Raw genomic sequence first — 22,326 nt, 5'->3', positions numbered from 1 at the left:
TCGGACCGGCCATGCCCGTCCTACCCCCTGGCCCGGCCGCCCTGCTACGGCTGGCCCTGCCGGCAGCGCTGGCCCTGCTCGCCGGCTGCACCGCGGTCAGCGTGGCGACCACAGCCGTGGGCGTCACGGCGAGCGCCGTGGGCCTCGCGGCCGATGCCGCCATCGGTACGGTGAAGATCGTCGGCAAGGGCGTGGGCATGGCCGCCGATGCGGTCACGGGCGGCTCCGCGGACAACAGCGGCATCCAGATCCGCGAGTCGATCCGGCCGGCGCCGGGCTCCTGACGCGGGCCGGGGCGCGCCTACTCGCCCACGTAGCGTCCGGGCCGGTGGCTGATCCACAGGAACACGCCCATCACCACGGCCGCCAGCACGGAGTAGCCGACGCGCTCCGGCGGCACCACGAAGAGCGCCAGCGCCAGCACGGTGCAGTCGATGACCAGCTGCACCTTGCCCGCGCGCATGCCGTGCCGGTTCTGCAGGTAGAGCGCCACGATGGTGGCACCGCCCAGGCAGGACTTGTGCCGCGCGAGGAACAGGCAGCCCGTGCCGAGCAGCAGGCCGCCTAGCACCGCGGCGAACAGCGGATCGAGGTAATCCACGTGCATCACGTGCGGGAACATTTCCGTGAGCGCCGAGAGCAGCGCCACGCTGAGGAAGGTCTTCACGGTGAACTCGCGGCCCATGCGCGTCCAGGCGAACCAGTAGAACGGCAGGTTGATGGCGAAGAACAGCTTGCCGAAGGAAATATCCGTCAGGTAGTGCAGCAGGAAGGCGATGCCGGCGGTACTGCCGATGAGCAGACCCGCCTGCCCGAACAGCATCAGCGCCATGGCCACGAAGAGCGTGCCGGCGAAGAGCGCCTGCGCATCCTCGTAGCGGCCATGCCGTAGCGAAGGAACGGGAACCGGAATGGGATCGGGCGGCGTGGACGGCATGGCAGGCAGGAGCGGCGGGAGGTGCAGAAGTGGATGTGCAGAAGGCATGCAAGCGGCGGGCCAGCGGCTTGCGACCATGCTGCGGCACCTCCACCGCGCAGGCTCAACGGCCGTCCTGCAGCTCGGCCGTGCTGCCGCTGCGCAGCACGCGGCCGCGGAGGTCGAAGGTCACGCTGAACACCATGGGCTGGTTGCCGCCATCGTTCCAGCGCCAGTCCCAGACGGTTTCGCCCTTGCGTTCGAAAGTCATCATTTTCGCCGGCTTGCCCAGGCGGCGGCGCACCTCCTCCATGAGCATGCCGGGAACGATCGTCTCGAACACATGCGGCGCGAGCACCTGGCGCAGCGCGCTCATGCGGCCGTCGGGGCCGATGGTGATCATGTAGTTCTGGTGCCCGGCGGGCTGGCGGTTGTATTCGAGCGTGCGCGCGCCGCCGGGCTCGTCCCAGATGCGCTCCGGCTCGCCGAAGCGGGCGCGCACGTCGGCCTCGGTCGAAACGCCCTCTTCGAGTTCGCGGATGCGCTGGGGATCGCAGGCGGAAAGCAGCCAGAGCGCCGCGCCGCCCGCGGCGGCGGCAGACAGCGCGCGGCGGCGCGCGGGGGAAACGGGCCCCGGGGGCGCGGACAGGATCGGGGAATGGAGAGAGGAAGCTCGGGGCAGGGAAATCGTCATCGATGGGGGAACAGGAAAGCGCGCGGCAGGCGCGCAATGCAGATGGAATTTCGGCCCCGGGAACCGGAGCGGCAGAGGGAACGGCAGCCGGAACTGTAGCCGTGGCCGGCCACCGGTAAAATCTCCGGTTGTTACAAAGACTCCGATTCGCCTGCCATGTCCTTCTTCCGCCGCCCCGACTACCAGTCCGACGCCACCCAGTTCATCCAGAAGCTCAAGTCCGAACGGCCCGAACTCGACGCCCAGCAGGTGGCGGGCCGCGCCCTGCTGTGGGACAAGCAGGTGGACCGCGACATCTGGGAGGAATACGGCGAGGCCCGCGTGGCCCAGAAGCCCTACGTGTACCAGACCCAGGCCTGACCGCCCCGGCCCATGGAACGGCAGGCACGCCGGTGCTCCGCGGGCGGCCCGCACCATCCGGATGAAGGCAGCGCATGAGCGCCGACGCCGTGGATTCCCCGCCGCACGCCGGTGATGCCGCGCAGGATGCCGCCGACAGCGCGGCGGGCGACGCCGTGGCGCGGCTCTACGGAGAGCCCCTGTTCGCCCTGCCGCAGGACCTCTACATCCCGCCCGACGCGCTGGAAGTGTTCCTGGAGGCCTTCGAGGGCCCCCTGGACCTGCTGCTCTACCTCATCCGCAAGCAGAATTTCAACATCCTCGACATCCCGATGCTGGATGTCACGCGGCAGTACCTGGGCTACGTGGACGAGATCCGCAGCCGCAACCTGGAACTGGCGGCCGAATACCTGCTGATGGCGGCGATGCTCATCGAGATCAAGTCGCGCATGCTGCTGCCGCCCAAGAAGCAGGAAGGCGCCCAGGAGCCGGAAGACCCGCGCGCCGAGCTGGTGCGCCGGCTGCTGGAATACGAGCAGATCAAGCTCGCGGCGGCCAACCTGGGCAGGGCTCCGCAGTACGGCCGTGACTTCCTGCGCGCGCAGGTCCACATCGAGCAGAGCCTGGTGCAGCGGTTTCCCGATGTCCACGTGGCCGACCTGCAGGAAGCCTGGCGCGACATCCTCAAGCGCGCGAAACTTGTGCAGCACCACCGCATCACCCGCGAAGAGCTGAGCGTGCGCGAGTACATGAGCGCCGTGCTCAAGACGCTGCAGGGCCGGCGCTTCGTCGAGTTCGAGGAACTGTTCGACCCCTCCAAAGGCTCCACGGTGCTCGTGGTGACCTTCATCGCCCTGCTGGAGTTGGGCAAGGAAACGCTGATCGAGATCACCCAGGCGGAAGCCTTCGCGCCCATCTACGTGCGCCTGGCCTACACCCCGGTGTGAACCGCCGCCGCGGCACCGCCCTCCGGCGGACAGCGGCCCCTTCCGACTTCTCTCTCCCCTTCCGAACCGCATGGCCTCCTTCGATTACGACGTACTCATCATCGGCAGCGGCCTCGCGGGCCTGTCCACCGCGCTGCACCTCGCTCCCACGCACCGCGTGGCCGTGCTCACCAAGCGGGGGCTGGGCGACGGCGCCAGCGGCTGGGCCCAGGGCGGCATCGCCGCCGTGCTGGCCGACGGCGACACGTTCGATGCCCACGTGCAGGACACGCTCGTGGCGGGCGCGGGGCTGTGCGACCTCGCCGCCACGCGCGCCGTCGTCGAGGGCGCGCCGCAGGCCATCCGGTGGCTGCAGACCCTGGGCGTGCCGTTCTCGGAGGAAGCGCCGGGCCGGCTGCACCTCACGCGCGAAGGCGGCCACGGCGCCCGGCGCATCGTGCATGCCACCGATGCCACCGGCGCGGCCGTGCAGCGCACCCTGCTGGACACAGTGCGCGCGACGCCCGGCATCACCCTGCTGGAAGAGCACACGCTGGTGGACCTCATCACCGCCCGCAAGCTCGGCCTGCCCGGCCCGCAGCGCTGCCTGGGCCTCTACGCGCTCGACGAGGCCACCGACACCGTGCACACCTTCCGCGCACCGCACACCGTGCTGGCGACGGGGGGCGCGGGCAAGGTGTACCTCTACACCAGCAACCCGGACACGGCCACGGGCGACGGCATCGCCGCCGCATGGCGCGCGGGCTGCCGGGTGCAGAACATGGAATTCATCCAGTTCCACCCCACCTGCCTCTACCACCCCCAGGCCAAGTCGTTCCTGATCAGCGAAGCGGTGCGCGGCGAGGGCGGGCGCCTGCTGCGGCCCGATGGCACGCGCTTCATGCCGGCGCACGACGAGCGCGCCGAACTCGCCCCGCGCGACGTGGTCGCGCGGGCCATCGACTTCGAGATGAAGACCCACGGGCTCGACTGCGTGCACCTGGACATCTCGCACCAGAGCCCGGAATTCCTGCAAGCGCACTTCCCGACCATCCTCGCGCGCTGCGCGGAACTGGGCATCGACATCACCCGCCAGCCCATTCCCGTGGTGCCCGCCGCCCACTACACCTGCGGCGGCGTGCTCACCGACCTCGCGGGGCGCACCGACCTCGCGGGCCTGCACGCCATCGGCGAGACCGCCTGCACCGGCCTGCACGGCGCCAACCGCCTGGCGAGCAACTCGCTGGTGGAGTGCATGGTGTTCGCGCGCGCCGCCGCCGGCGCCATCCTCGCCGCGCCGCCTGCCGCCAGCGCGCCACCGGCCCTGCCCGCCTGGGACGACAGCCGCGTGACCGATGCCGACGAGCGCGTGGTCATCTCGCACAACTGGGACGAGCTGCGCCGCTTCATGTGGGACTACGTGGGCATCGTGCGCACCGACAAGCGCCTGGAGCGCGCAGCGCATCGCATCGCGCTGCTGCAGGCGGAGATCGCCGAGTTCTACGCGAACTTCCATGTCTGCCGCGACCTGCTGGAGCTGCGCAACCTCGTGCAGGTGGCCGAGCTCATCGTGCGCTCGGCCCAGCAGCGGCGCGAAAGCCGCGGCCTGCACTACAGCCGCGACTGGCCCGCCATGGCCGCGCCCGCGGCGCCCACCCTCCTCGTGCCGCCGGTCCGCTGACCGGCGCCGGCCCTTTTTTTTCTTTCCTGCAGACGCATGGTCCGAGACGACACTTCCTTCGCCGCCCGCAGCATCGCCAGCGTGTGGCATCCCTGCACCCAGATGAAGCGCCACGAGGCCGATCCACCCGTGGCCATCGCCCGCGCGGCCGGCCCCTGGCTGGAGGGGGACGACGGCCGCCGCTACCTGGACGGCATCAGTTCGTGGTGGGTCAACCTTTTCGGCCACGGCCATCCGCACATCCGCGAAGCCATCGCCGACCAGCTGGCGCGGCTGGACCACGTGATGCTCGCGGGCTTCACGCACGCGCCGGTGGTGGAGCTCTCCGAGCGCCTCTCCGCGCTCACCGGGCTCGGACATGCGTTCTACGGCAGCGACGGCTCGGCCGCCACGGAGATCGCGCTCAAGATGAGCGCGCATTTCTGGCGCAACCACGGCCGGCCCGGGAAATGCCGGTTCATCGGCCTGGCAGGCGGCTACCACGGGGAGACCGTGGGCGCGCTCGCCGTGACCGACATCGGCCTGTTCCGCGAAGCCTACGCGCCCCTCGTGCGCCTGGGCGCCACCGTGCCCAGCCCCGACGCGCGCGGCGCCGTGGACGGAGAGGACGCCGCCGCCGTGGCGCGCCGCGCCGCCGCCGCGCTGCAGGCCTGGCTGGAGGAACACCACGCCACCACCGCCGCGCTCATCGTGGAGCCGCTGGTGCAGTGCGCCGCCGGCATGGCGATGCACGATGCCGAATACCTGCGGCAGGCCCGCACGCTGTGCGACCGCTACGGCGTGCACCTCGTCGTGGACGAGATCGCCACCGGCTTCGGCCGCACCGGCACGATGTTCGCGCACCAGCAGGCGGGCATCCGTCCGGACTTCATCTGCCTCTCCAAGGGCCTGACGGGCGGCACCCTGCCGCTGTCGGCCGTGCTCACCACCGATGCGGTGTATGCCGCGTTCTACGACGACGACGTGGCGCGCGGCTTCCTGCATTCGCACTCCTACACCGGCAACCCGCTCGCCTGCCGCGCGGCGCTGGCCACGCTCGAGCTGTTCGCGCAGACCGATGCACTCGCGCGCAACGCACGGCGCGCGCCGCTGTTCCACGCGGCCTTCGCACCGCTTTCGGCGCACCCGCGCGTGCGGCACGCGCGCCACCTCGGCATGCTCTGGGCCTGGGACGTGGAAGGCACGGCGCCCGACTTCGCGCGCCGCTACCACCGCCACGCGATGGCGCGCGGCCTGCTGCTGCGGCCCATCGGCCGCACCCTCTACGCCCTGCCGCCCTACGTGCTGGACGACGACGCCATCGCGCACCTGGGCCGGCAGGCGCTCGCGGCGCTGGACGCCACGCTCGCCGAAGAGGACGGCGCGCCCGGCACGGCCGCGGCCACCGAAGGGAGCCTGCCATGACCGGCTGCTTCGTCACCGGCACCGACACCGGCGTGGGCAAGACCCTCGCCAGCGCCGGCCTGCTGCACGCGCTCGCGCGGCACCATGCGCGCGTGGTCGGCATGAAGGCCGTCGCCGCAGGCGCGGAACCCATCGGCCCCGGCGGCGCGCTCGCCAACGAGGATGTGCTGGCCCTGCGCGCCGCCTCCACGATCCAGGTGGCGCCCGCGCTGGACAATCCCGTGCTGCTGCCCGACCCGCTCTCGCCGCACATCGCCGCGCGGCGTGCGGGCACGCGCATCGACATCGCCGCCATCGTGCAGGCCTTCAGAGCGCTCGCCGCGCAGGCCGATGCCGTCGTGGTGGAAGGGGCCGGCGGCTTCCACGTGCCGCTCTCGGACACGGAAACCGGTGCCGACCTGGCCCAGGCGCTCGGCCTGCCCGTGGTGCTCGTCGTGGGCCTGCGCCTGGGGTGCCTCAGCCACGCGGCGCTCACGGCCGATGCCATCCGCGCGCGCGGATTGCCGCTCGCCGGCTGGATCGCCAGCCGCATCGACCCCTCCATGCTGGCCGCGGAGGACAATATCGCCTGGCTGCGCCAGCGCCTGCGGGCGCCCCTGCTCGCAGACATCCCGCACCAGCGGCAGCCCGACCCGCGCGCCACGCCGTTCGCGCTGCCCGACTCCTGGACCACGCCCTCCGCATGACGACCTTTCCCTTCGCTCCCTCCTGGCTCGACGAACTGCCCGCCCGCCTGGCGGAACTCGACGCCGTCCACCTGCGCCGCCGCCGGCGCACGGTGCGGCCGCTGCAGGGCGCGCACCTGGACGTGGACGGGCAGCCCATGCTGGCCTTCTGCAGCAACGACTACCTGGGGCTGGCCGGACATCCCGCGCTCGCCGATGCCGCCTGTGCGGGCGCGCGCGAATTCGGCGTGGGATCGGGCGGCTCGCCGCTGGTGAGCGGCCACAGCCAGGCCAATGCCGCGCTGGAGGCCGACCTCGCGCGCTTCGTGCAGTTGCCCCGGGCGCTCTACTTCTATGCCGGCTACGCGACCAACACCGGCATCGTGCCGGCGCTGGTGGGCGCGGGCGACGCGCTGTTTTCGGATGCGCTCAACCATGCCTGCCTGATCGACGGGGCACGCCTTTCGCGCGCCACCATCCACCGCTACCCCCACGGCGACCTCGCCGCGCTCGAAGCCCTGCTCGCTGCCAGTCCCGCGCGGCGCAAGCTCGTGGTCAGCGATGCGGTCTTCAGCATGGACGGCGACGTGGCCGACATCCGCACGCTGCATGCGCTCTGCGAGCGCCACGACGCGCTGCTGCTGCTCGACGATGCCCACGGCTTCGGCGTGCTCGGCCCGCAGGGCCGCGGCGCCCTCGCCGAGGCGGGCCTGACCGGGCAGCGGGCGTCGCAGCGCGTGCTCTACATGGCCACGCTGGGCAAGGCGGCAGGCGCCGCCGGGGCCTTCGTCGCCGGCAGCGAAGTCCTCATCGAATGGCTGCTGCAGAAAACGCGCAGCTACATCTTCGCCACCGCCGCGCCCGCGCTGCTGGCGCGCACGCTCCAGGCCAGCCTCGGCCTCATCGAGCGCGGGGACGCGCTGCGCGCCCACCTCGATGCCCGCATCGCGCAACTGCGCGCGGGCCTCGTTCCCGTGCTGCAGGGCACGCACTGGGAACTGGGCACGTCGCGCACCGCCGTCCAGGCGCTCGTGATCGGCGCCAACGACGAGGCGCTGGCCGCCATGGAAGCGCTGCGCGCGCGGGGCCTGTGGGTGCCCGCGATCCGCCCGCCGACGGTGCCGGAGGGCACGGCGCGGCTGCGCATCGCCCTCTCGGCGGCCCACACCGAGGCGGACGTGGCCCGGCTCGTGGATGCGCTGGCCGACATCGCCCCCGCCGCCCGATCCGCACTGCCCCAGGAGGCCGCCGCATGACCTACAGCGTCAAGGAAATCTTCTACACCCTGCAGGGCGAAGGCGGCCAGGCCGGCATGCCCGCCGTGTTCTGCCGCTTCGCCGGCTGCAACCTCTGGAGCGGCCGCGAAGAAGACAGGAGCAGCGCCGTCTGCCGCTTCTGCGATACCGATTTCGTCGGCACCGATGGCACGCTGGGCGGCAAGTACGCGCAGGCCGAGGCGCTCGCCGACGTGATCGCCGCGCAATGGCCGGCGCACGACGCCGATCACCGGCTGGTGGTGCTGACCGGCGGCGAGCCGCTGCTGCAGCTCGACACCCCGCTCATCGACGCGCTGCACGCCCGGGGCATGCGCATCGCGGTGGAAAGCAACGGCACCGTCGCCGCCCCGCCCGGCATCGACTGGCTCTGCGTGAGTCCCAAGGCGGGCGCGCCCTGGGTGCAGCGCGCCGGCCAGGAACTCAAGCTGGTCTGGCCGCAGCCCGGCTTCGACCTCGCGGAACTCGAAAGCGCGACCCGCTTCGAACACCGCTTCCTGCAGCCCATGGACGGGCCCGACCAGGCCGCGAACACCGGCCTGTGCATCGCCGCCTGCATGGAGCGGCCCGCCTGGCGCCTGAGCCTGCAGACCCACAAACTCACGGGCATCCGCTGAAGCGGCGCCCCGTTTTTCCGCTTTCGTCTCCCGACCATGCTGTTCACCGTCCACCAACGCTTCTTCTTCGATGCCGCGCACACGCTGCAGCGCGAAATCGAAGCCGAAGGCAGCCGCCGCATCCACGGCCACACCTACCACGCGGAGATTTCCGTCACCGGCCCGCGCCACCCCGCCACGGGCATGGTGATCGACCTGGGCCACCTGCGCGCGCGCTGCGCCCAGCTGCGAGAACGGCTGGACCACCATCTCCTCGACGAAGTACCGGGCCTGGGCCCCGCCACGCTGGAGAATCTCTGCGTGTTCATCGCCGACGCGCTCGGCGACCTCGATCCGGCCCCCAGCCGGGTGCGCGTCTGGCGCGAGGCCATCGGCGACGGCTGCGTGCTCGACCTGGCACGCCCGCGCGGCTGACCGTTTCTTTCCCCTTCCTTCAAAGCCCCTGCGACGCCATGCCCCATCTCGTCATCGAATACAGCGACAACCTGCGCCCCTTCCCCGAAGCGCAAGTGCTGGAGGCGGTCAATGCCTCCCTCACCTCCAGCCCCGAGATCCTGGTCGAATCCGACCTCAAGAGCCGCTTCGCCACCGCCGGGCGGTTCGCCATCGGCACGCAGCCGGCCGGGCGCGCCTTCGTGCATGCGCAACTGCGCCTGCTCTCCGGCCGCACGCCCGAGGCGAAGCAGGACCTCGCCGGCCGCGTCGGCGCGGTCCTGCGCGAACACACGCCCAGGCCTGCCGGCGTGATGGTCCAGCTCAGCGTCGAGATCGTGGACATGGACCGCGCGTCCTACGTCAAGGAAAAGCTCTGACCTGGCCTTTTCCGCCGCCGGCCCCGCACGCGCGAGCGCCCGGAGGCTCCCCGGCCCCGGGATCAGCCGGCCACGGGCCGCATCAGCGATGCGATGGCCTGGAACGCACCGATCGACTGGCCGACGGCGCGGCCACTGCGCTGCAGGGTCCCGCGCTCCGGCGCATCTTCCGCCAGGGCGCGGGCCTGCGGCAGCGAACCGGGAGCCGACACGGACCGGGCCAGTTCCGCCATCGTGGCGGAAGAGCGGCCCACCGATTGCGCGGCACGCCGCGCCTGCAGGCCCTGCACGGGGCTGGGAGCGCGCGCGCCCGCATCCCCGGCCGCGGGTTCCACCATGAAGAGCGGCGCGGCCACGGCGGTTTCCATCACCTTCGCCAGGGCGGCCTGCCCACGGACGGCCCCTGATGAGACGGCCGCGCCCAGCACGCCCAGGTCCGGCACCGCCAGGGTGGACGCCTGCAGGCGCAGCACCAGCGCGGCGCCCACGTGGCGGCCGGCCTCCGCGTGCCCGCCATGGCCCGCGGCCCCCAGGGCGATCTGCGCGGCCAGCACATTGCCGTCGCTGCCCGGTGTCGTGATGTCCTCCTGCAGGGAGCGGGCCCGCTCGCGCAGCGCCGTCCCGGAGGCGGGTTCCAGCGCGTTCATCCCGTGCACCATGGCGTCCGGCACGATCGCACGTTCGTCGATCGGCTCGAACGGCAACGGCGGAAGCGGCGCCATGGCGCCGACCATGGCCTCGGCGCGGCGGCTGGCCGCGCCATCCAGCAACGCCTCCACGGCTGCGTCCGGCATCCTGTCTCCGCCGTGCAGGGCGCCGAATGCCAGCGCGGCCTGCTCGGCGCCACGGCGCGCCCCTGCGAGGTCGGATGGCAGCGACCTGTCCAGGCCGGCGAGTGCCGCCTGTCCGTGCAGGATCGCCACCCCGTGGGCGGCCTCCTGGTGACCTGGCACCGACAGGTCCTGCTGCAGGGCAGCGAGCAGCAGGGTGCCATCCGCGGCGCTGGCGGCAGCCTTGCGCTGCGCCGCCACCGGCGAGCCGGCCGGTGAAGCGGCCTGGCGCGCCACTGCCGGGTGCTGCGGCAGGGCCGCGGTCCTGGTCCTGCCGGCCACGCCGCCCTGGGGCTGGAGCGCACGCCGCGCCAGGCCGGCCGGAGCGGCGGGGCCTTCGGAAGACGGGCGGCCGGTCGGGGCTTGCCCAGGAAGTGTCTCTGTGGCGCGCGCCGCATCCGGCCCGAGGGAGGGGCCTTTGCGCGAAATGGGGGCGGTCATGTCAGCCTCCTGCGATGCCGGGGGAAAAGACCAGGGTGGCCAGGCGCGCGGTGGCCACCATTTCGAGGGCCAGCGCCTGCCCGTCGGCATCCCCGGCGGGCAGGGTCACCCGGCGGTGCAGGGTCGCCTCGCCTTCCGGCAGGCAGCCGATCACGGCATCGAACTCCGCCAGCAACCCGGGCGCGTTGGACAGCAGCGCGGACGCATCCTGCGCCGGCATCTCGGAGAACCGCTGCCGCATGACCACGGTGAGCATCATCTGCACCTCGGACTGCGGCATCGCGCCATGCCTGCCGGGAGGCGGGGACAGCGGCGCCACCGTGATCAGCAGGTCACCGATCGCGCAACCGCCATCCTCCGCCGCACGGTCGATCCCGGCATTGTCCATGCCCAGCGCACGGGCAGCGGCACGGATGAAGTCATGGGTGTCGAGCGGCGGGCTCTGGAACGTGGCGGCGCCATTGTCGGCTGCCGCGGGCGAGTGAGGCGATCGCATGAAGAAATCCTTGTCGTGTATCGAAAGCGGCGGTCCCTGCCACAACGTGCGCTTTTGGAGCACGCCCGCGCGGGCACGTACGGCATGCCGGGAACGGATGCCCGGCATGCCGCGACCCGCAACCACAGGTCCGCCCCAGCAGGGTATCGATGCGGCAGCCATGCCGGCGGCGCGGCGCGAAACCATGCACGGCGATGCGAAGCGGCCGGCCGCGGATCCGAAGCCGGGTGCCGGGCGAGCGCTCAGGACCCGGAGGCCAGTTCCGCGGGCAGCCAGCCCCGCAGGCTGTTCAGGAAGGCCCATCCGCGCACACGGGGCACGTCCTCCAGCCGGACCACGGCCTCCACGAGCCGCCCCTCGCGCAGCGCGACCGCCCGCCCCACCCCGGGCAGCAACCCGCAGGCCAGCGGCGGCGTGACCCAGCGCCCGTCCAGCAGCGCCGCGATGTTGCCGAAGGTTCCCTCGGTGATCTCCGCCGCCTCGTTCCAGAGCACCGTATCGAACACCCCTGGCGCGGCGGGCGCGAAGGCCGCATAGTGCGTACGCCGCGTGGTCTTGTGGCGCACGAACTCGCTGTGCGCAGCGCCGAAAGGCCGGTCCGCCAGCGCCAGCCGCACCGGCGTCGCCACCTCCGGGCATGCGAAGGCTTCGGCGCGCGGCCGGCCGGCGGCATCCAGCAGCAGCCGCGCGCGCCACCGGCCCCGCGGATGCCCCGCCGCCAGGGCGTCCAGACAGGCATGCACGCGGCCGGCATCCCACGGAAAACCGAAATGCGCGGCGGAAGCAGCCATGCGCGCCAGGTGCTCTTCCCGGTGGCGGAAACCTCCCTCCTGCAGCGCCAGCGTCTCCAGCACCTCGAAAGGCTGGCTGGCCCGCTCCACGAAGGCCCGCTTGTGGCGCCACTCGTCCCATTCGGCGCCCGCCCGCGCATCGGAGGTGATGCCGCTGCCGATGCCGCATTCCGCCGCGCCGCCACGCAACACCACGGTGCGGATCGGCACGTTGAAGGTGGCCGCGATACCGCCCTCTCCGGGCGAGCCGTCGGGGCGCACCACCCCCAGCGCCCCGCAGTACACCCCGCGCGGCGCGGCCTCCAGCGCACGGATGGTCCGCATCGCCTGCACCTTGGGCGCCCCCGTGACCGATCCACAGGGAAACAGCGCGGCGAACACATCCGCGAGGCCGGTGCCCGGCCGTGTGCGGGCCGTCACGTCCGACGTCATCTGCCACACGGTGGGCAGCGCCTGGGTGCGGAAAAGCGCCGGCACGCGCACGCTGTGGGGCTCGGCGATGCGCGAGAGGTCGTTGCGCAGCAGGTCCACGATCATCACGTTCTCGGCCCGTTCCTTGGGCGCCGTGCGCAGATGCTCCGCCCGGGCCTCGTCCGCCTCGGGCGTGGCGCCCCGCGGTGCCGTGCCCTTCATCGGGCGGGCCAGGATCGACCCGCCCGCCGGCCCCGAACGCCAGTCGAAGAACAGTTCGGGAGACACCGACAGCACCTGTTCGTCTCCGGTGTCGATGTGCGCGGCATACCCGTCCGGCTGCGCGCGCTGCAGGGCCCCGAACAACGCCGCCGGGCTGCCCTCGAACCGGCCCCTGAGCGGCGCGGTGAAATTGACCTGGTACAGCTCGCCGTCACGGATGGCCTGCTGGACGCGCCCGAAGGCCCTGTCGAAGTCCTGGCGGTCCAGCCCGCTCCAGCCCTCCACCGACGCGGACGCACCGCCGGCCCCGGGCAGGCCGTCGCAGCCCGCCGCATGGCCTGCCGGCAAGGGTGCGCCATACACCGCGAACCACGCCAGCGGCCCGCCGGCCGGGTGCGTCGCGAGCGCCGCATCGAACGCCCCCGCCGCCTCGTAGCGCAGGTAGCCCACGCACCATGCCCCCCGCCGCGCTGCGGCGTCCACCGCATCGAGCACGGGGCGGACCTCCTGCAGCGAGCGGGCCACCAGCACCTCGCGCGGCTCCGCGAAGGCCAGGCGCAGCCGCGGTGCCGCCGGGTCCAGCGGCGTGGAGAAATCGATGCGGGCCGAAGAGGTCATGCCGCGCCGATGCGCGGCACCAGGGCGCCCGCGGGCTGCCCCCCCTTGAGCGCCGCGGTGAACGCGAGCATGCGGTCGATGGGCTGGCGCGCACGCGGAATCAGGGCAGGATCGACATGGACGGCATTCGCGCCGGTCTCCAGCACGCGAGCCACGTCGGCCAGGCCGTTCATGGCCATCCAGGGGCAGTGCGCGCAGCTCTTGCAGGTGGCGCTGTTGCCGGCCGTGGGCGCCTCGTGGAACACCTTGTCCGGATTGAGCGCACGCAGCTTGTGCATCATCCCGTTGTCCGTCGCCACGATGAACTCGCGCGCGTCCATCTCGCGCGCCGCCTTGAGGATCGCGCTCGTGGAGCCCACCGCATCCGCCAGGGCCACCACCTCGGCCGGGCTCTCCGGATGCACCAGCACCCGGGCCTGCGGATGCTCCCGCTTGAGCGCCTCCAGCTCCGCCGCCTTGAACTCGTCGTGCACGATGCACGCGCCGTTCCAGAACAGCATGTCCGCCCCGGTCTCCCGCTGGATGTAGGCCCCCAGGTGCCGGTCGGGCGCCCACAGGATCTTGTGGCCGGCGGCATGCAGCGCGCCCACGATCTCCAGCGCGCAGCTGGAAGTGACCAGCCAGTCCGCCCGCGCCTTCACCGCGGCGCTGGTGTTGGCATAGACGACCACGGTGCGGTCCGGATGCGCGTCGCAGAAGGCGCTGAATGCGTCCACGGGGCACCCCAGGTCCAGCGAGCAGGTGGCGTCCAGGTCGGGCATGAGCACCGTCTTCTCGGGCGACAGTATCTTCGCCGTCTCGCCCATGAAGCGCACCCCCGAGACGACCAGCGTCTGCGCGGCGTGGTCGCGCCCGAAGCGGGCCATCTCCAGCGAATCGCTGACGATGCCGCCGGTTTCCTCCGCCAGGTCCTGCAGGTCGGGATGCACGTAGTAATGCGACACCATCACCGCGTTCTTCTCGCGCAGCAGCGCGCGGATGCGCTCCTTGAGCGCGGCGCGTTCGGCCGGCAGGGGCTCCGCGGGCACGCGAGCCCAGGCGTGGCGGGTGGAACATGCCCCCCCGCCCTCGCTGGCGGGCTGTTCGTATTCCACGGGCTTGAGGGCGAGAGTATCGGTGGTCATGGCGGGGTGGCTATCGGGCCGGTTCTGCGGGGCCTCGTTGGGGTTTCGGAAAACGCGCGGCGAACCGGCGGCGAGCGGGGCGGCGCGGCGGCCAGCGGGTGGCTCAGGCCGGATCCTGCATGCGCATCGAAAAATCGGTGGCCTTCACGTCCTTGGTCAGCGTGCCGATGGAGATACGGTCCACGCCCGTCTCGGCCAGCGCGCGCAGGCCCTCCAGCGTCACGCCCCCGGAAATTTCCAGGATGGCCGGCCCCGCGGGATGCGCGGCATTCAGGTGCACGGCGTCGTGCAGCATCGGCAGCGGCATGTTGTCCAGCAGCACCATGCGGGCGCCGGCCGACAGCGCCTCGTCCAGTTGCTCCAGCGTCTCGCATTCGATCTCGATGAACTTCGCCTGCGCGGCCGCGGCACGCGCCGCATGCAGCACGGCCGTGACGCCTCCCGCGGCGGCGATGTGGTTTTCCTTGATGAGCACCGCGTCGTGCAGCCCGATGCGGTGGTTGGTTCCCCCACCCATGCGCACGGCGTACTTCTGCGCCAGGCGCAGTCCGGGCAGGGTCTTGCGCGTGTCCACGATCTGCGCGCGGGTACCCGCCACGGCATCGACGTAGCGCCGGGTCTTGGTGGCCACGGCCGACAGCATCTGCAGGAAATTGAGCGCCGTGCGCTCTGCACTCAGCAGCGCCCGCGCCTGGCCTTCGATCTCCAGCACCACCTGGTCGGCCGTGCAGCGCTGGCCTTCGGCCACCCGCCAGGTGAGCCGCACGTCCGGATCCAGCGCACGCAGCGCGGCCTCGGCCCAGGGGGCGCCGCAAATCACGGCCTCTTCACGGGCCAGCACGCGCGCGCGCGCGCGCCGCGCCGGATCGATCAGGGCGGCGGTCAGGTCGCCCGCTCCCACGTCCTCTTCCAGGGCACGGGCCACGTCGGCCTGCACCGTGGCCTGCCATTGCGCATCGCCGGCCGGGACGGCGGCTGGCTGAAACAAATTCGTCATGGGACGCGAGCATACCGGCAACGCGCACCGCCGACGCGGGTGCCCCCCTGCCTCCGGGAGAACACTCCGGCGGGCCGGCCCCGACGCCGGCTTAGACTCGCGGCTCATTCGCGTTTCCCGAGGATTGATATGACCGCGCCAACGCCGACCCCCGCCAACGCCGCCACGCCCTACGGCACCCTGCCTCCTGCCTCCCCGCTGCCGCAGCGCCGCCCCGTGAGCCTGCCGCGCCTGGCGCAGATGCGCGAGGCCGGCGAGAAGATCACCATGCTGACGGCCTATGACGCCACCTTCGCCGCGGTGGCCGATGCGGCAGGCGTGGAATGCCTGCTCGTGGGCGATTCGCTGGGCATGGTCTGCCAGGGCCTGCCCAGCACCGTCGGCGTGTCGCTGGACACCATGGCCTACCACACGGCCAGCGTGGCGCGGGGCCTGCACCGGGTGCAGGGCACGGCCTGGCTGATCGCCGACCTGCCCTACGGCAGCTACGCGGAAGGTCCCGAACAGGCCATGCGCAGCGCCTGCACGCTGATGCAGGCCGGCGCGCACATGGTCAAGCTCGAAGGCGGCGGCTGGACGGCGCCCACCGTCCGGTTCCTGGTCGAGCGCGGCGTGCCGGTCTGCGCGCACCTGGGCCTGACCCCTCAGACGGTGCACGCCCTGGGCGGCTACCGCGTCCAGGGCCGCAGCGACGAGGCCGCGCGCGCGCTGCGCAGCCAGGCCAACGAACTGCAGGACGCGGGCGCCGCCATGCTGGTGCTCGAGATGGTGCCCGCCACCCTGGCGCGCGAGGTGACCGACGCCCTGCCGCGCTGTCACACCATCGGCATCGGCGCCGGCAGCGGCACGGCCGGCCAGGTGCTGGTTCTGCACGACATGCTGGGCGTGAACCTCGGCAAGAACCCGAAGTTCGCGCACGATTTCATGGCCCAGGCCGGCAGCGTGCGCGGCGCGATCGAAGCCTACGTGCAGGCCGTCAAGGCTGGGCGCTTCCCCGACGACGCGCTGCACGCCTGGTAGCGCCTCCTGCCCTCCCGCCGCTTCCGGCCGCCCTGCCGCCTTTCCAGCCGTTCCTTCATGCTCATCGCACACTCCATCGCCGATCTGCGCTCCGCGCTCGCCAGCCGGGGCCGCCCGGCCTTCGTCCCCACCATGGGCAACCTGCACGAAGGACACCTGTCCCTGGTGCGGCAGGCCCGCACGCTCGGCGACGTCACCGTCGCCAGCATCTTCGTCAACCGCCTGCAGTTCCTGCCCCACGAGGATTTCGACAGCTATCCCCGCACCTGGGAAGCCGACCGCGCGCAACTGGAGGCCGCGGGCTGCGACATCCTCTTCGCCCCGCGCGAGGCGGACCTCTACCCGCAGGCACAGACCTTCAAGGTCCAGCCCGATCCGCTGCTGGCCGACCTGCTCGAAGGGCATTTCCGCCCCGGCTTCTTCACGGGTGTCTGCACCGTGGTCATGAAACTGTTCTCCGCCGTTTTCGGCACGACCGGCGGCGGAACGGCCCTGTTCGGCAAGAAGGACTACCAGCAGCTGATGGTGATCCGCCGCATGGTGGAGCAGTTCGCCCTGCCGGTGGACATCGTGGCGGGGGATACCTGCCGCGCCCCGGACGGGCTCGCCCTCAGCTCGCGCAACGGCTACCTGGGGCCGGCCGAACGCACCAAGGCGGTGGAGCTGGCGCGCGCCCTGCGGACCCTGTCGGATGCCGCACTCTCGCGCCCCGTCGCCGACTGGCCCGGGCTGGAGGCCGCGGCGAGCGACGCGCTGCGCGGCCAGGGCTGGCAGCCCGACTATCTCGTGGTGCGTCGCAGGGCCGACCTGCAGCGCCCCGATACCGCACCGCGGCCGGGCACGCTGGTGGCCCTGGGCGCGGCCCGGCTGGGCTCGACACGGCTCATCGACAACTTCGAATTCTGAGCAGCTCGACACGAGATATCCCGCGCGGCGGGAAGGTGCGCACCTACGCCGGCAGGTGCCCCGTGCGCACAATCCACAGGGCATGCGGGTCTTAAGGTAGAGGCATCTTCAACCCACCTTTCAGGAGAAAGACCATGCCCATCATCCTGTGGCTCCTCGGCGTCCCGCTGTCCCTCGTCCTGCTGCTGATGCTCTTCGGCGTCGTGTGATGCGCATCCATGGCGCGGGCTGCCGGCATTCCGGCACCCACGCCGGCGCATCGCGGACGGGCAGCGTTCAGCAGGAGCGCAACTCGGCCGCGGGACTGCGCCCCATCAGCCGCGCCACCGCCTCGGAAGCGGTTGACCGGCCATCCAGCAGTGCCACCACCTCTCGTGCGATCGGCATGTCCACGCCGAGCTGGCCCGCACGCCGCACCACCGTCCGTGCGCTGTACACCCCTTCGGCCACATGGCCGAGCGATTCCACCGCCTGATCCAGTGTGAGCCCGCGCGCGAGCGCCAGGCCCACGCGGCGGTTGCGCGACAGGTCTCCGGTGGCCGTCAGCACCAGGTCGCCCAGCCCCGAAAGCCCCATGAACGTCTCCGCCCGCGCGCCGAGCGCGAGCCCGAGCCGGCTCATCTCGGCCAAACCCCGGGTAATGAGCGCGGCACGCGCGTTCGTGCCCAGGTCCAGACCGTCGCACAGCCCGGTGGCGATGGCCAGCACATTCTTCACGGCGCCCCCCACTTCCACGCCCACGATGTCCTCGTTGGCGTAAACGCGCAGCGTGGGCCCATGGAACGCTTCCACGAGCAGTTCACGCACGTGCGCATCGCGGCTGGCGGCCACCAGCGCGGTGGGCCGCCCCTGCGCCGCCTCCAGCGCGAAGCTCGGGCCGCTGAGCGCGCCCGCGCGCAACCGCGGGGCCACCTGGCTGCAGATCTCGTGCGCCATCAGGCCCTGGGCAGCGGTCTCGCCGCCTGCGGGAACGGCTTCGAACCCCTTGCAGAGCCAGGCCACGGGAATGGTCGCATCGCGCAGTTCCTCCAGCATGCCGCGCAGGCCGGACATGGGGGTCGCGACGATGGCCAGATCGGCCCGGCAGGACGCGAGCGCCCCGGAAGGCGCACCGCTCGCGAGGGCCAGGGCGGCAGGAAAGGCGATGCCTGGAAGATAGCGGGCGTTCTGGCGGGCCGCCTGCATGGCGTCGGCCTGGCGCCCGTCGCGCGCCCAGAGGGTCACGGCATGTCCGGCCGGGTGCGCGGCCGCGCTGAGGGCCATGGCCGTGCCCCAGGCGCCGGCACCGAACACGATGATCTTCATGGGGGATGTCGTTGCGGTTTCGGCAGGGGAACCGCTCGCAGTCCCCGGCTGCGATGCGCCGCCGCGCGGCGGCGCCCGGTGGGAAGAATTACTGCGTGACGCCCGGCGTCGGCGCGGCCGAGGCCAGCTGCGACTGCTGCTGCTCGTACATGGCCTGGAAGTTGATCTCCGCCAGGTGCACGGGCGGGAAGCCGGCGCGCGTGATCACGTCGGCGATGTTGCCGCGCAGGTAGGGATAGACGATCTGCGGGCAGGCGATGCCCATGATCGGGCCCATCTGGTCTTCCGGAATGTTGCGGATCTCGAAGATGCCGGCCTGCTTGGCCTCGACCAGGAACACCGTCTTGTCCTTGATCTTGGTCTGCACCGTGGCCGTCACGGCCACTTCGAAAATACCGTCGGCGACCGGCGCGGCCTCGACGCCCAGCTGGATGTCCACGTTGGGCTGCTCCTGCTCCAGCAGGATCTGGGGCGAGTTCGGCTGCTCCAGGGACAGATCCTTCAGATACACGCGCTGGATCTGGAACACGGGATTTTCTTCGGACATGAGGTCGTTCTTTCGATTCGGAAACGGGGGAAAGGGGCAGGTAAGACAAAGCCCGCCGGGGACATCGCGTTCCCGCAGCGGGCAGCACCCGGGGCCGCATTATGCAGCGCCCGGCCAGCGCGCCTTTCAGGCGCCGAGCAGGGGCATCAGGCCACCGCGGCCGTCCAGCGCGACCAGGTCGTCGTGGCCGCCCACGTGGGTGTCGCCGATGAAGATCTGCGGCACCGTACGCCGCCCGGTGACCTCCATCATGTGGGAACGGGCCTCGGGATCGAGATCGACGCGGATCTCCTCGATCTGCTCCACGCCCTTGGCCTTGAGGATCTGCTTGGCCCGGATGCAGTAGGGGCAGACGGCGGTGGTGTACATCTTGACGGGTTGCATGGGGCGGCCTTCCTGGAAGATTGCGTGAGGGTACGAAAGAGCACGTGGTGCCGCTTCAGGCCTTTTCAACCGGCATGCCGGCCTCGCGCCAGGCCTTCAGCCCGCCCGCGAGCGCCTCGGCCTTCTCATAGCCGAGCTTCCTGGCCACCACCACCGCGCGCTGCGCCCGGGCGCCCTTGGCGCATACCAGCACGAGCGGCACCGACTTGTTCCTGACCACCTGGGGCAGGCGTTCCTCCAGCAGGCCCAGCGGCACGCTCTTGGCGCCGCCGACATGGCCGGCCGCGAACTCGTCGGGCTCGGAGACATCGACCACCACGGCCTTCTCGCGATTGATGAGTTGCACCGCGCGCGCCGCGGTGAGCGAGCCGCCCGCGGCTTCGCGGAAGACCGGCAGGAGCAGCATCGTGCCCGAAACCAGCGCGACGAGGACGAGATACCAGTTGTCGATGATGAAATTCACGGAAGTCCTTGGGGAAAGCAAACCGCGCAATTTTAGAATGCGGAGTTTTACCCGACCGCATCCACTGCTTCTCACGCCACCATGCACAAACTCGTCCTGATCCGCCACGGCGAATCCACCTGGAACCTCGAAAACCGCTTCACCGGCTGGACCGACGTGGACCTGACGCCCACCGGCATCGAACAGGCCAAGACCGCCGGCCGTCTCCTGAAGGCCGAAGGTTACGAGTTCGACCTGGCCTTCACCAGCGTGCTCAAGCGCGCCACGCGCACTCTGTGGCACGTCCTGGACGAGATGGACCGCACCTGGCTGCCCGTGGAGCACAGCTGGCGCCTCAACGAGCGCCACTACGGCGCCCTGCAGGGGCTCAACAAGGCCGACATGGCCAAACAGTACGGCGATGCGCAGGTACTCGTCTGGCGCCGCAGCTACGACACGCCCCCGCCGGCCCTGGAAGCCGGCGATCCGCGCAGCGAGCGCGGCGACATCCGCTATGCCGGCCTCGACCCCGAGCAGATCCCCCTCACAGAGTGCCTGAAGGACACGGTGGCCCGGGTGCTGCCCTTCTGGAACGAGCGCATCGCGCCCGCGATGCGGTCGGGCCAGCGCGTGATGGTGGCCGCCCACGGCAACTCGATCCGGGCGCTGGTCAAGTACCTGGACGGCATCTCGGACGACGACATCGTCGGGCTGAACATTCCCAACGGCATCCCCCTGGTCTATGAGCTCGACGATGACCTGAAGCCGCTGCGCCACTACTACCTCGGCGACGCCGAGGCCGCGGCCAAGGCTGCCGCCGCAGTGGCGTCCCAGGGCAAGGCCTGACCGAGGCCGCCTGTCGGCGGCCGTGCCGGGGCGGCCTTCCGTCCCGGGAAACCCCGCGGGGTGCGCCACGATGCGCCAAAAAGCCCCGCGGGCGCGGAACTGCGCCGCGCCTGCCCTTTCCAAGGGGTGTATATTGGACCTAGAACCGGCAAAGGTGTTTTTCGAATGGGCCACAAACTCAAAATCGCAGGATGGGTGTCGGTCGGCGTCGTTGCCGGCGCTCTGACCACGGTCTCCCTGCAGACCGTCGCCCGCGGAGCCATGGCTCCGCTTCCCCTCGAGGAAATCCAGCAGCTCTCCGCGGTCTTCGGCCTCGTCAAGACCGACTACGTCGAGCCCGTGGACGACAAGAAGCTCATCACCGACGCCATCTCCGGCATGGTGTCCAGCCTCGATCCTCATTCCCAGTACTTCGACAAGAAGTCCTTCAAGGAATTCCGAGAGGGCACCACCGGCCGCTTCGTCGGCGTGGGCATCGAGATCACCCAGGAAGACGGCCTGATCAAGATCGTCTCGCCCATCGAAGGCTCTCCGGCTTTCCGTGCGGGCCTGAAGACCAACGACCTCATCACCAAGATCGACGACACGGCCGTGAAGGGGCTCGCCCTCAACGAAGCCGTGAAGAAGATGCGCGGCGAGCCCAACACCCAGGTCACGCTCACCATCTTCCGCAAGGACGAGAGCCGCACCTTCCCGGTCACCGTCACGCGCGAGGAAATCAAGACCCAGTCCGTGAAGGGCAAGGTGGTCGAGCCCGGCTATGCCTGGATCCGGCTGTCGCAGTTCCAGGAACGCACGGTGGACGATTTCGTGCGCAAGGTCGAGGAAATCTACCGCCAGGATCCGAACCTCAAGGGCATGGTGCTGGACCTGCGCAACGACCCCGGCGGCCTGCTCGACGCGGCCGTGGCCATCTCCACGGCCTTCCTGCCGGAGAACGTGACCGTCGTCTCCACCAACGGCCAGCTCGCGGAAAGCAAGGCGGTCTACAAGGCCTCCCCCGAGTTCTACCAGCGCCGCGGCGCCGGCGACCCGCTCAAGCGGCTGCCCGCGGCGCTCAAGAACGTTCCGCTGGTGGTGCTCGTGAACGAAGGCTCCGCCTCGGCCAGCGAGATCGTGGCCGGAGCCCTGCAGGACCACAAGCGCGCCACCATCATGGGCAGCCAGACCTTCGGCAAGGGATCGGTGCAGACCGTCCGCCCGCTGGGTCCGGACACCGGCATCAAGCTCACCACGGCGCGCTACTACACGCCCAGCGGCAAATCCATCCAGGCCAAGGGCATCGTGCCCGACGTCATGGTGGACGACAGCCCCGACGGTGATCCCTTCGCCGCGCTGCGCATGCGCGAGGCGGACCTCGAAAAGCACCTGACCAGCGGACAGGGCGAGGAGCAGAAGGACGCCGCCCGCGAAAAGGCCCGCGAAGAAGCCCGCAAGCGCCTGGAGGAAGAGGCGAAGAAGCCCGCCGCCGAGCGCAACAAGATGCCGGAGTTCGGAACCGACAAGGACTTCCAGCTCACCCAGGCCCTCAACCAGCTCAAGGGACTGACCGTCGTCGTCAGCAAGACGCAGACGGAGCGCAAGGAAGAGAAGAAGGACAACTGACCGGCAGGCAGCA

Annotated in this window: 25 protein-coding genes; 14 read left to right on the top strand and 11 right to left on the bottom strand. The window is 71.2% G+C overall.

The annotated features are described in order from the left end of the window. The first annotated feature begins 11 nt into the window (after positions 1 to 11). The gene (locus BLR99_RS04395) at positions 12 to 284 is read left to right on the top strand and encodes a hypothetical protein (RefSeq protein WP_011796867.1); all 273 of its coding nucleotides are present in this window, start codon (positions 12 to 14) and stop codon (positions 282 to 284) included. Positions 285 to 301: 17 nt separating this feature from the next. Here the strand turns inward: BLR99_RS04395 and BLR99_RS04390 are convergent, their stop codons facing one another. Continuing rightward, positions 302 to 937: a YitT family protein gene (locus tag BLR99_RS04390; protein WP_017440017.1), complete on the bottom strand. Its 636-nt coding sequence runs from the start codon at positions 935 to 937 to the stop codon at positions 302 to 304. A gap of 103 nt (positions 938 to 1,040) precedes the next feature. After that, complete coding sequence (locus tag BLR99_RS04385; RefSeq protein WP_011796869.1) at positions 1,041 to 1,610, bottom strand: hypothetical protein; 570 nt, start codon at positions 1,608 to 1,610, stop codon at positions 1,041 to 1,043. A 156-nt stretch (positions 1,611 to 1,766) separates the two neighbouring features. Here BLR99_RS04385 and BLR99_RS04380 point away from each other — a divergent pair, with 156 nt between their 5' ends. The 9 genes from BLR99_RS04380 (at position 1,767) to BLR99_RS04340 (ending at position 9,328) form a co-directional block, all read left to right on the top strand. Continuing rightward, entirely contained in the window at positions 1,767 to 1,970 is a 204-nt protein-coding gene (locus BLR99_RS04380; protein ID WP_011796870.1) for a DUF3460 family protein, read from the top strand. Between the two features lie 74 nt (positions 1,971 to 2,044). Further along, positions 2,045 to 2,896, top strand: coding sequence for a segregation and condensation protein A (locus tag BLR99_RS04375; RefSeq protein ID WP_011796871.1), 852 nt, complete (start codon positions 2,045 to 2,047; stop codon positions 2,894 to 2,896). 70 nt (positions 2,897 to 2,966) lie between these two features. After that, on the top strand, positions 2,967 to 4,556 hold the full coding sequence (gene nadB, locus BLR99_RS04370) for an L-aspartate oxidase (protein ID WP_011796872.1): 1,590 nt from the start codon (positions 2,967 to 2,969) through the stop codon (positions 4,554 to 4,556). A 36-nt stretch (positions 4,557 to 4,592) separates the two neighbouring features. Further along, positions 4,593 to 5,960 (top strand): adenosylmethionine--8-amino-7-oxononanoate transaminase, encoded by a 1,368-nt coding sequence (gene bioA / locus BLR99_RS04365; protein ID WP_048857626.1) that lies wholly within the window; start codon positions 4,593 to 4,595, stop codon positions 5,958 to 5,960. Beyond that, on the top strand, positions 5,957 to 6,646 hold the full coding sequence (gene bioD, locus BLR99_RS04360; RefSeq protein WP_046060786.1) for a dethiobiotin synthase: 690 nt from the start codon (positions 5,957 to 5,959) through the stop codon (positions 6,644 to 6,646). Before bioA ends, bioD begins: the two co-directional genes overlap by 4 nt. Beyond that, positions 6,643 to 7,881 carry an 8-amino-7-oxononanoate synthase gene (gene bioF / locus BLR99_RS04355; protein ID WP_046060787.1) on the top strand — a complete coding sequence of 413 codons (1,239 nt, stop codon included), beginning with the start codon at positions 6,643 to 6,645 and terminating at the stop codon, positions 7,879 to 7,881. Before bioD ends, bioF begins: the two co-directional genes overlap by 4 nt. Further along, the gene (gene queE / locus BLR99_RS04350; RefSeq protein ID WP_011796876.1) at positions 7,878 to 8,516 is read left to right on the top strand and encodes a 7-carboxy-7-deazaguanine synthase; all 639 of its coding nucleotides are present in this window, start codon (positions 7,878 to 7,880) and stop codon (positions 8,514 to 8,516) included. The genes bioF and queE overlap by 4 nt, the downstream gene beginning before the upstream one ends. Positions 8,517 to 8,552: 36 nt before the next feature. Then, positions 8,553 to 8,930 (top strand): 6-pyruvoyl trahydropterin synthase family protein, encoded by a 378-nt coding sequence (locus BLR99_RS04345; protein WP_011796877.1) that lies wholly within the window; start codon positions 8,553 to 8,555, stop codon positions 8,928 to 8,930. A gap of 38 nt (positions 8,931 to 8,968) precedes the next feature. Continuing rightward, the gene (locus tag BLR99_RS04340; RefSeq protein ID WP_011796878.1) at positions 8,969 to 9,328 is read left to right on the top strand and encodes a 5-carboxymethyl-2-hydroxymuconate Delta-isomerase; all 360 of its coding nucleotides are present in this window, start codon (positions 8,969 to 8,971) and stop codon (positions 9,326 to 9,328) included. A 62-nt stretch (positions 9,329 to 9,390) separates the two neighbouring features. Here BLR99_RS04340 and BLR99_RS04335 read toward each other — a convergent pair whose 3' ends face one another. The 5 genes from BLR99_RS04335 to nadC form a co-directional block, all read right to left on the bottom strand. Beyond that, positions 9,391 to 10,599, bottom strand: coding sequence for a hypothetical protein (locus BLR99_RS04335; RefSeq protein ID WP_046060788.1), 1,209 nt, complete (start codon positions 10,597 to 10,599; stop codon positions 9,391 to 9,393). Position 10,600: 1 nt separating this feature from the next. Further along, the gene (locus BLR99_RS04330) at positions 10,601 to 11,095 is read right to left on the bottom strand and encodes a hypothetical protein (protein WP_046060830.1); all 495 of its coding nucleotides are present in this window, start codon (positions 11,093 to 11,095) and stop codon (positions 10,601 to 10,603) included. Between the two features lie 242 nt (positions 11,096 to 11,337). After that, positions 11,338 to 13,137, bottom strand: a complete 1,800-nt coding sequence (locus tag BLR99_RS04325; protein ID WP_046060789.1) for a chorismate-binding protein — start codon at positions 13,135 to 13,137, stop codon at positions 11,338 to 11,340. Beyond that, positions 13,134 to 14,261: a quinolinate synthase NadA gene (gene nadA, locus BLR99_RS04320; RefSeq protein WP_017439669.1), complete on the bottom strand. Its 1,128-nt coding sequence runs from the start codon at positions 14,259 to 14,261 to the stop codon at positions 13,134 to 13,136. The genes BLR99_RS04325 and nadA overlap by 4 nt, the downstream gene beginning before the upstream one ends. Before the next feature lie 103 nt (positions 14,262 to 14,364). After that, positions 14,365 to 15,258 (bottom strand): carboxylating nicotinate-nucleotide diphosphorylase, encoded by an 894-nt coding sequence (gene nadC / locus BLR99_RS04315; protein ID WP_046060790.1) that lies wholly within the window; start codon positions 15,256 to 15,258, stop codon positions 14,365 to 14,367. Between the two features lie 129 nt (positions 15,259 to 15,387). On the opposite strand from nadC, the gene panB reads away from it, so the two are divergent. Together panB and panC are read left to right on the top strand one after the other, a co-directional pair. Next, positions 15,388 to 16,278, top strand: coding sequence for a 3-methyl-2-oxobutanoate hydroxymethyltransferase (gene panB / locus BLR99_RS04310; RefSeq protein WP_011796884.1), 891 nt, complete (start codon positions 15,388 to 15,390; stop codon positions 16,276 to 16,278). 57 nt (positions 16,279 to 16,335) lie between these two features. Then, positions 16,336 to 17,184, top strand: a complete 849-nt coding sequence (panC, locus tag BLR99_RS04305) for a pantoate--beta-alanine ligase (RefSeq protein ID WP_017438037.1) — start codon at positions 16,336 to 16,338, stop codon at positions 17,182 to 17,184. Between the two features lie 276 nt (positions 17,185 to 17,460). On the opposite strand, the gene BLR99_RS04300 is transcribed toward panC, so the two are convergent. The 4 genes from BLR99_RS04300 to BLR99_RS04285 all read right to left on the bottom strand — a co-directional run bounded on the left by BLR99_RS04300 (position 17,461) and on the right by BLR99_RS04285 (position 19,883). Next, positions 17,461 to 18,489, bottom strand: coding sequence for an NAD(P)H-dependent glycerol-3-phosphate dehydrogenase (locus BLR99_RS04300; RefSeq protein WP_017438035.1), 1,029 nt, complete (start codon positions 18,487 to 18,489; stop codon positions 17,461 to 17,463). 88 nt (positions 18,490 to 18,577) lie between these two features. After that, positions 18,578 to 19,036, bottom strand: a complete 459-nt coding sequence (gene secB, locus BLR99_RS04295; protein ID WP_011796887.1) for a protein-export chaperone SecB — start codon at positions 19,034 to 19,036, stop codon at positions 18,578 to 18,580. A 126-nt stretch (positions 19,037 to 19,162) separates the two neighbouring features. Next, positions 19,163 to 19,420: a glutaredoxin 3 gene (gene grxC / locus BLR99_RS04290; RefSeq protein ID WP_011796888.1), complete on the bottom strand. Its 258-nt coding sequence runs from the start codon at positions 19,418 to 19,420 to the stop codon at positions 19,163 to 19,165. Positions 19,421 to 19,475: 55 nt separating this feature from the next. Continuing rightward, positions 19,476 to 19,883: a rhodanese-like domain-containing protein gene (locus BLR99_RS04285; protein WP_017438034.1), complete on the bottom strand. Its 408-nt coding sequence runs from the start codon at positions 19,881 to 19,883 to the stop codon at positions 19,476 to 19,478. Between the two features lie 81 nt (positions 19,884 to 19,964). On the opposite strand from BLR99_RS04285, the gene gpmA reads away from it, so the two are divergent. Continuing rightward, on the top strand, positions 19,965 to 20,708 hold the full coding sequence (gpmA, locus tag BLR99_RS04280; protein WP_011796890.1) for a 2,3-diphosphoglycerate-dependent phosphoglycerate mutase: 744 nt from the start codon (positions 19,965 to 19,967) through the stop codon (positions 20,706 to 20,708). Positions 20,709 to 20,873: 165 nt separating this feature from the next. After that, on the top strand, positions 20,874 to 22,313 hold the full coding sequence (locus BLR99_RS04275; protein WP_011796891.1) for a S41 family peptidase: 1,440 nt from the start codon (positions 20,874 to 20,876) through the stop codon (positions 22,311 to 22,313). The last annotated feature ends 13 nt before the right edge of the window (positions 22,314 to 22,326 follow it).

This window comes from Paracidovorax citrulli (genome assembly GCF_900100305.1).
Classification (GTDB): Bacteria; Pseudomonadota; Gammaproteobacteria; order Burkholderiales; family Burkholderiaceae_C; genus Paracidovorax; species Paracidovorax citrulli.
The sequence above is the reverse complement of the archived record's forward strand: the minus strand, read 5'-3'. Positions and strand labels throughout refer to the sequence as shown.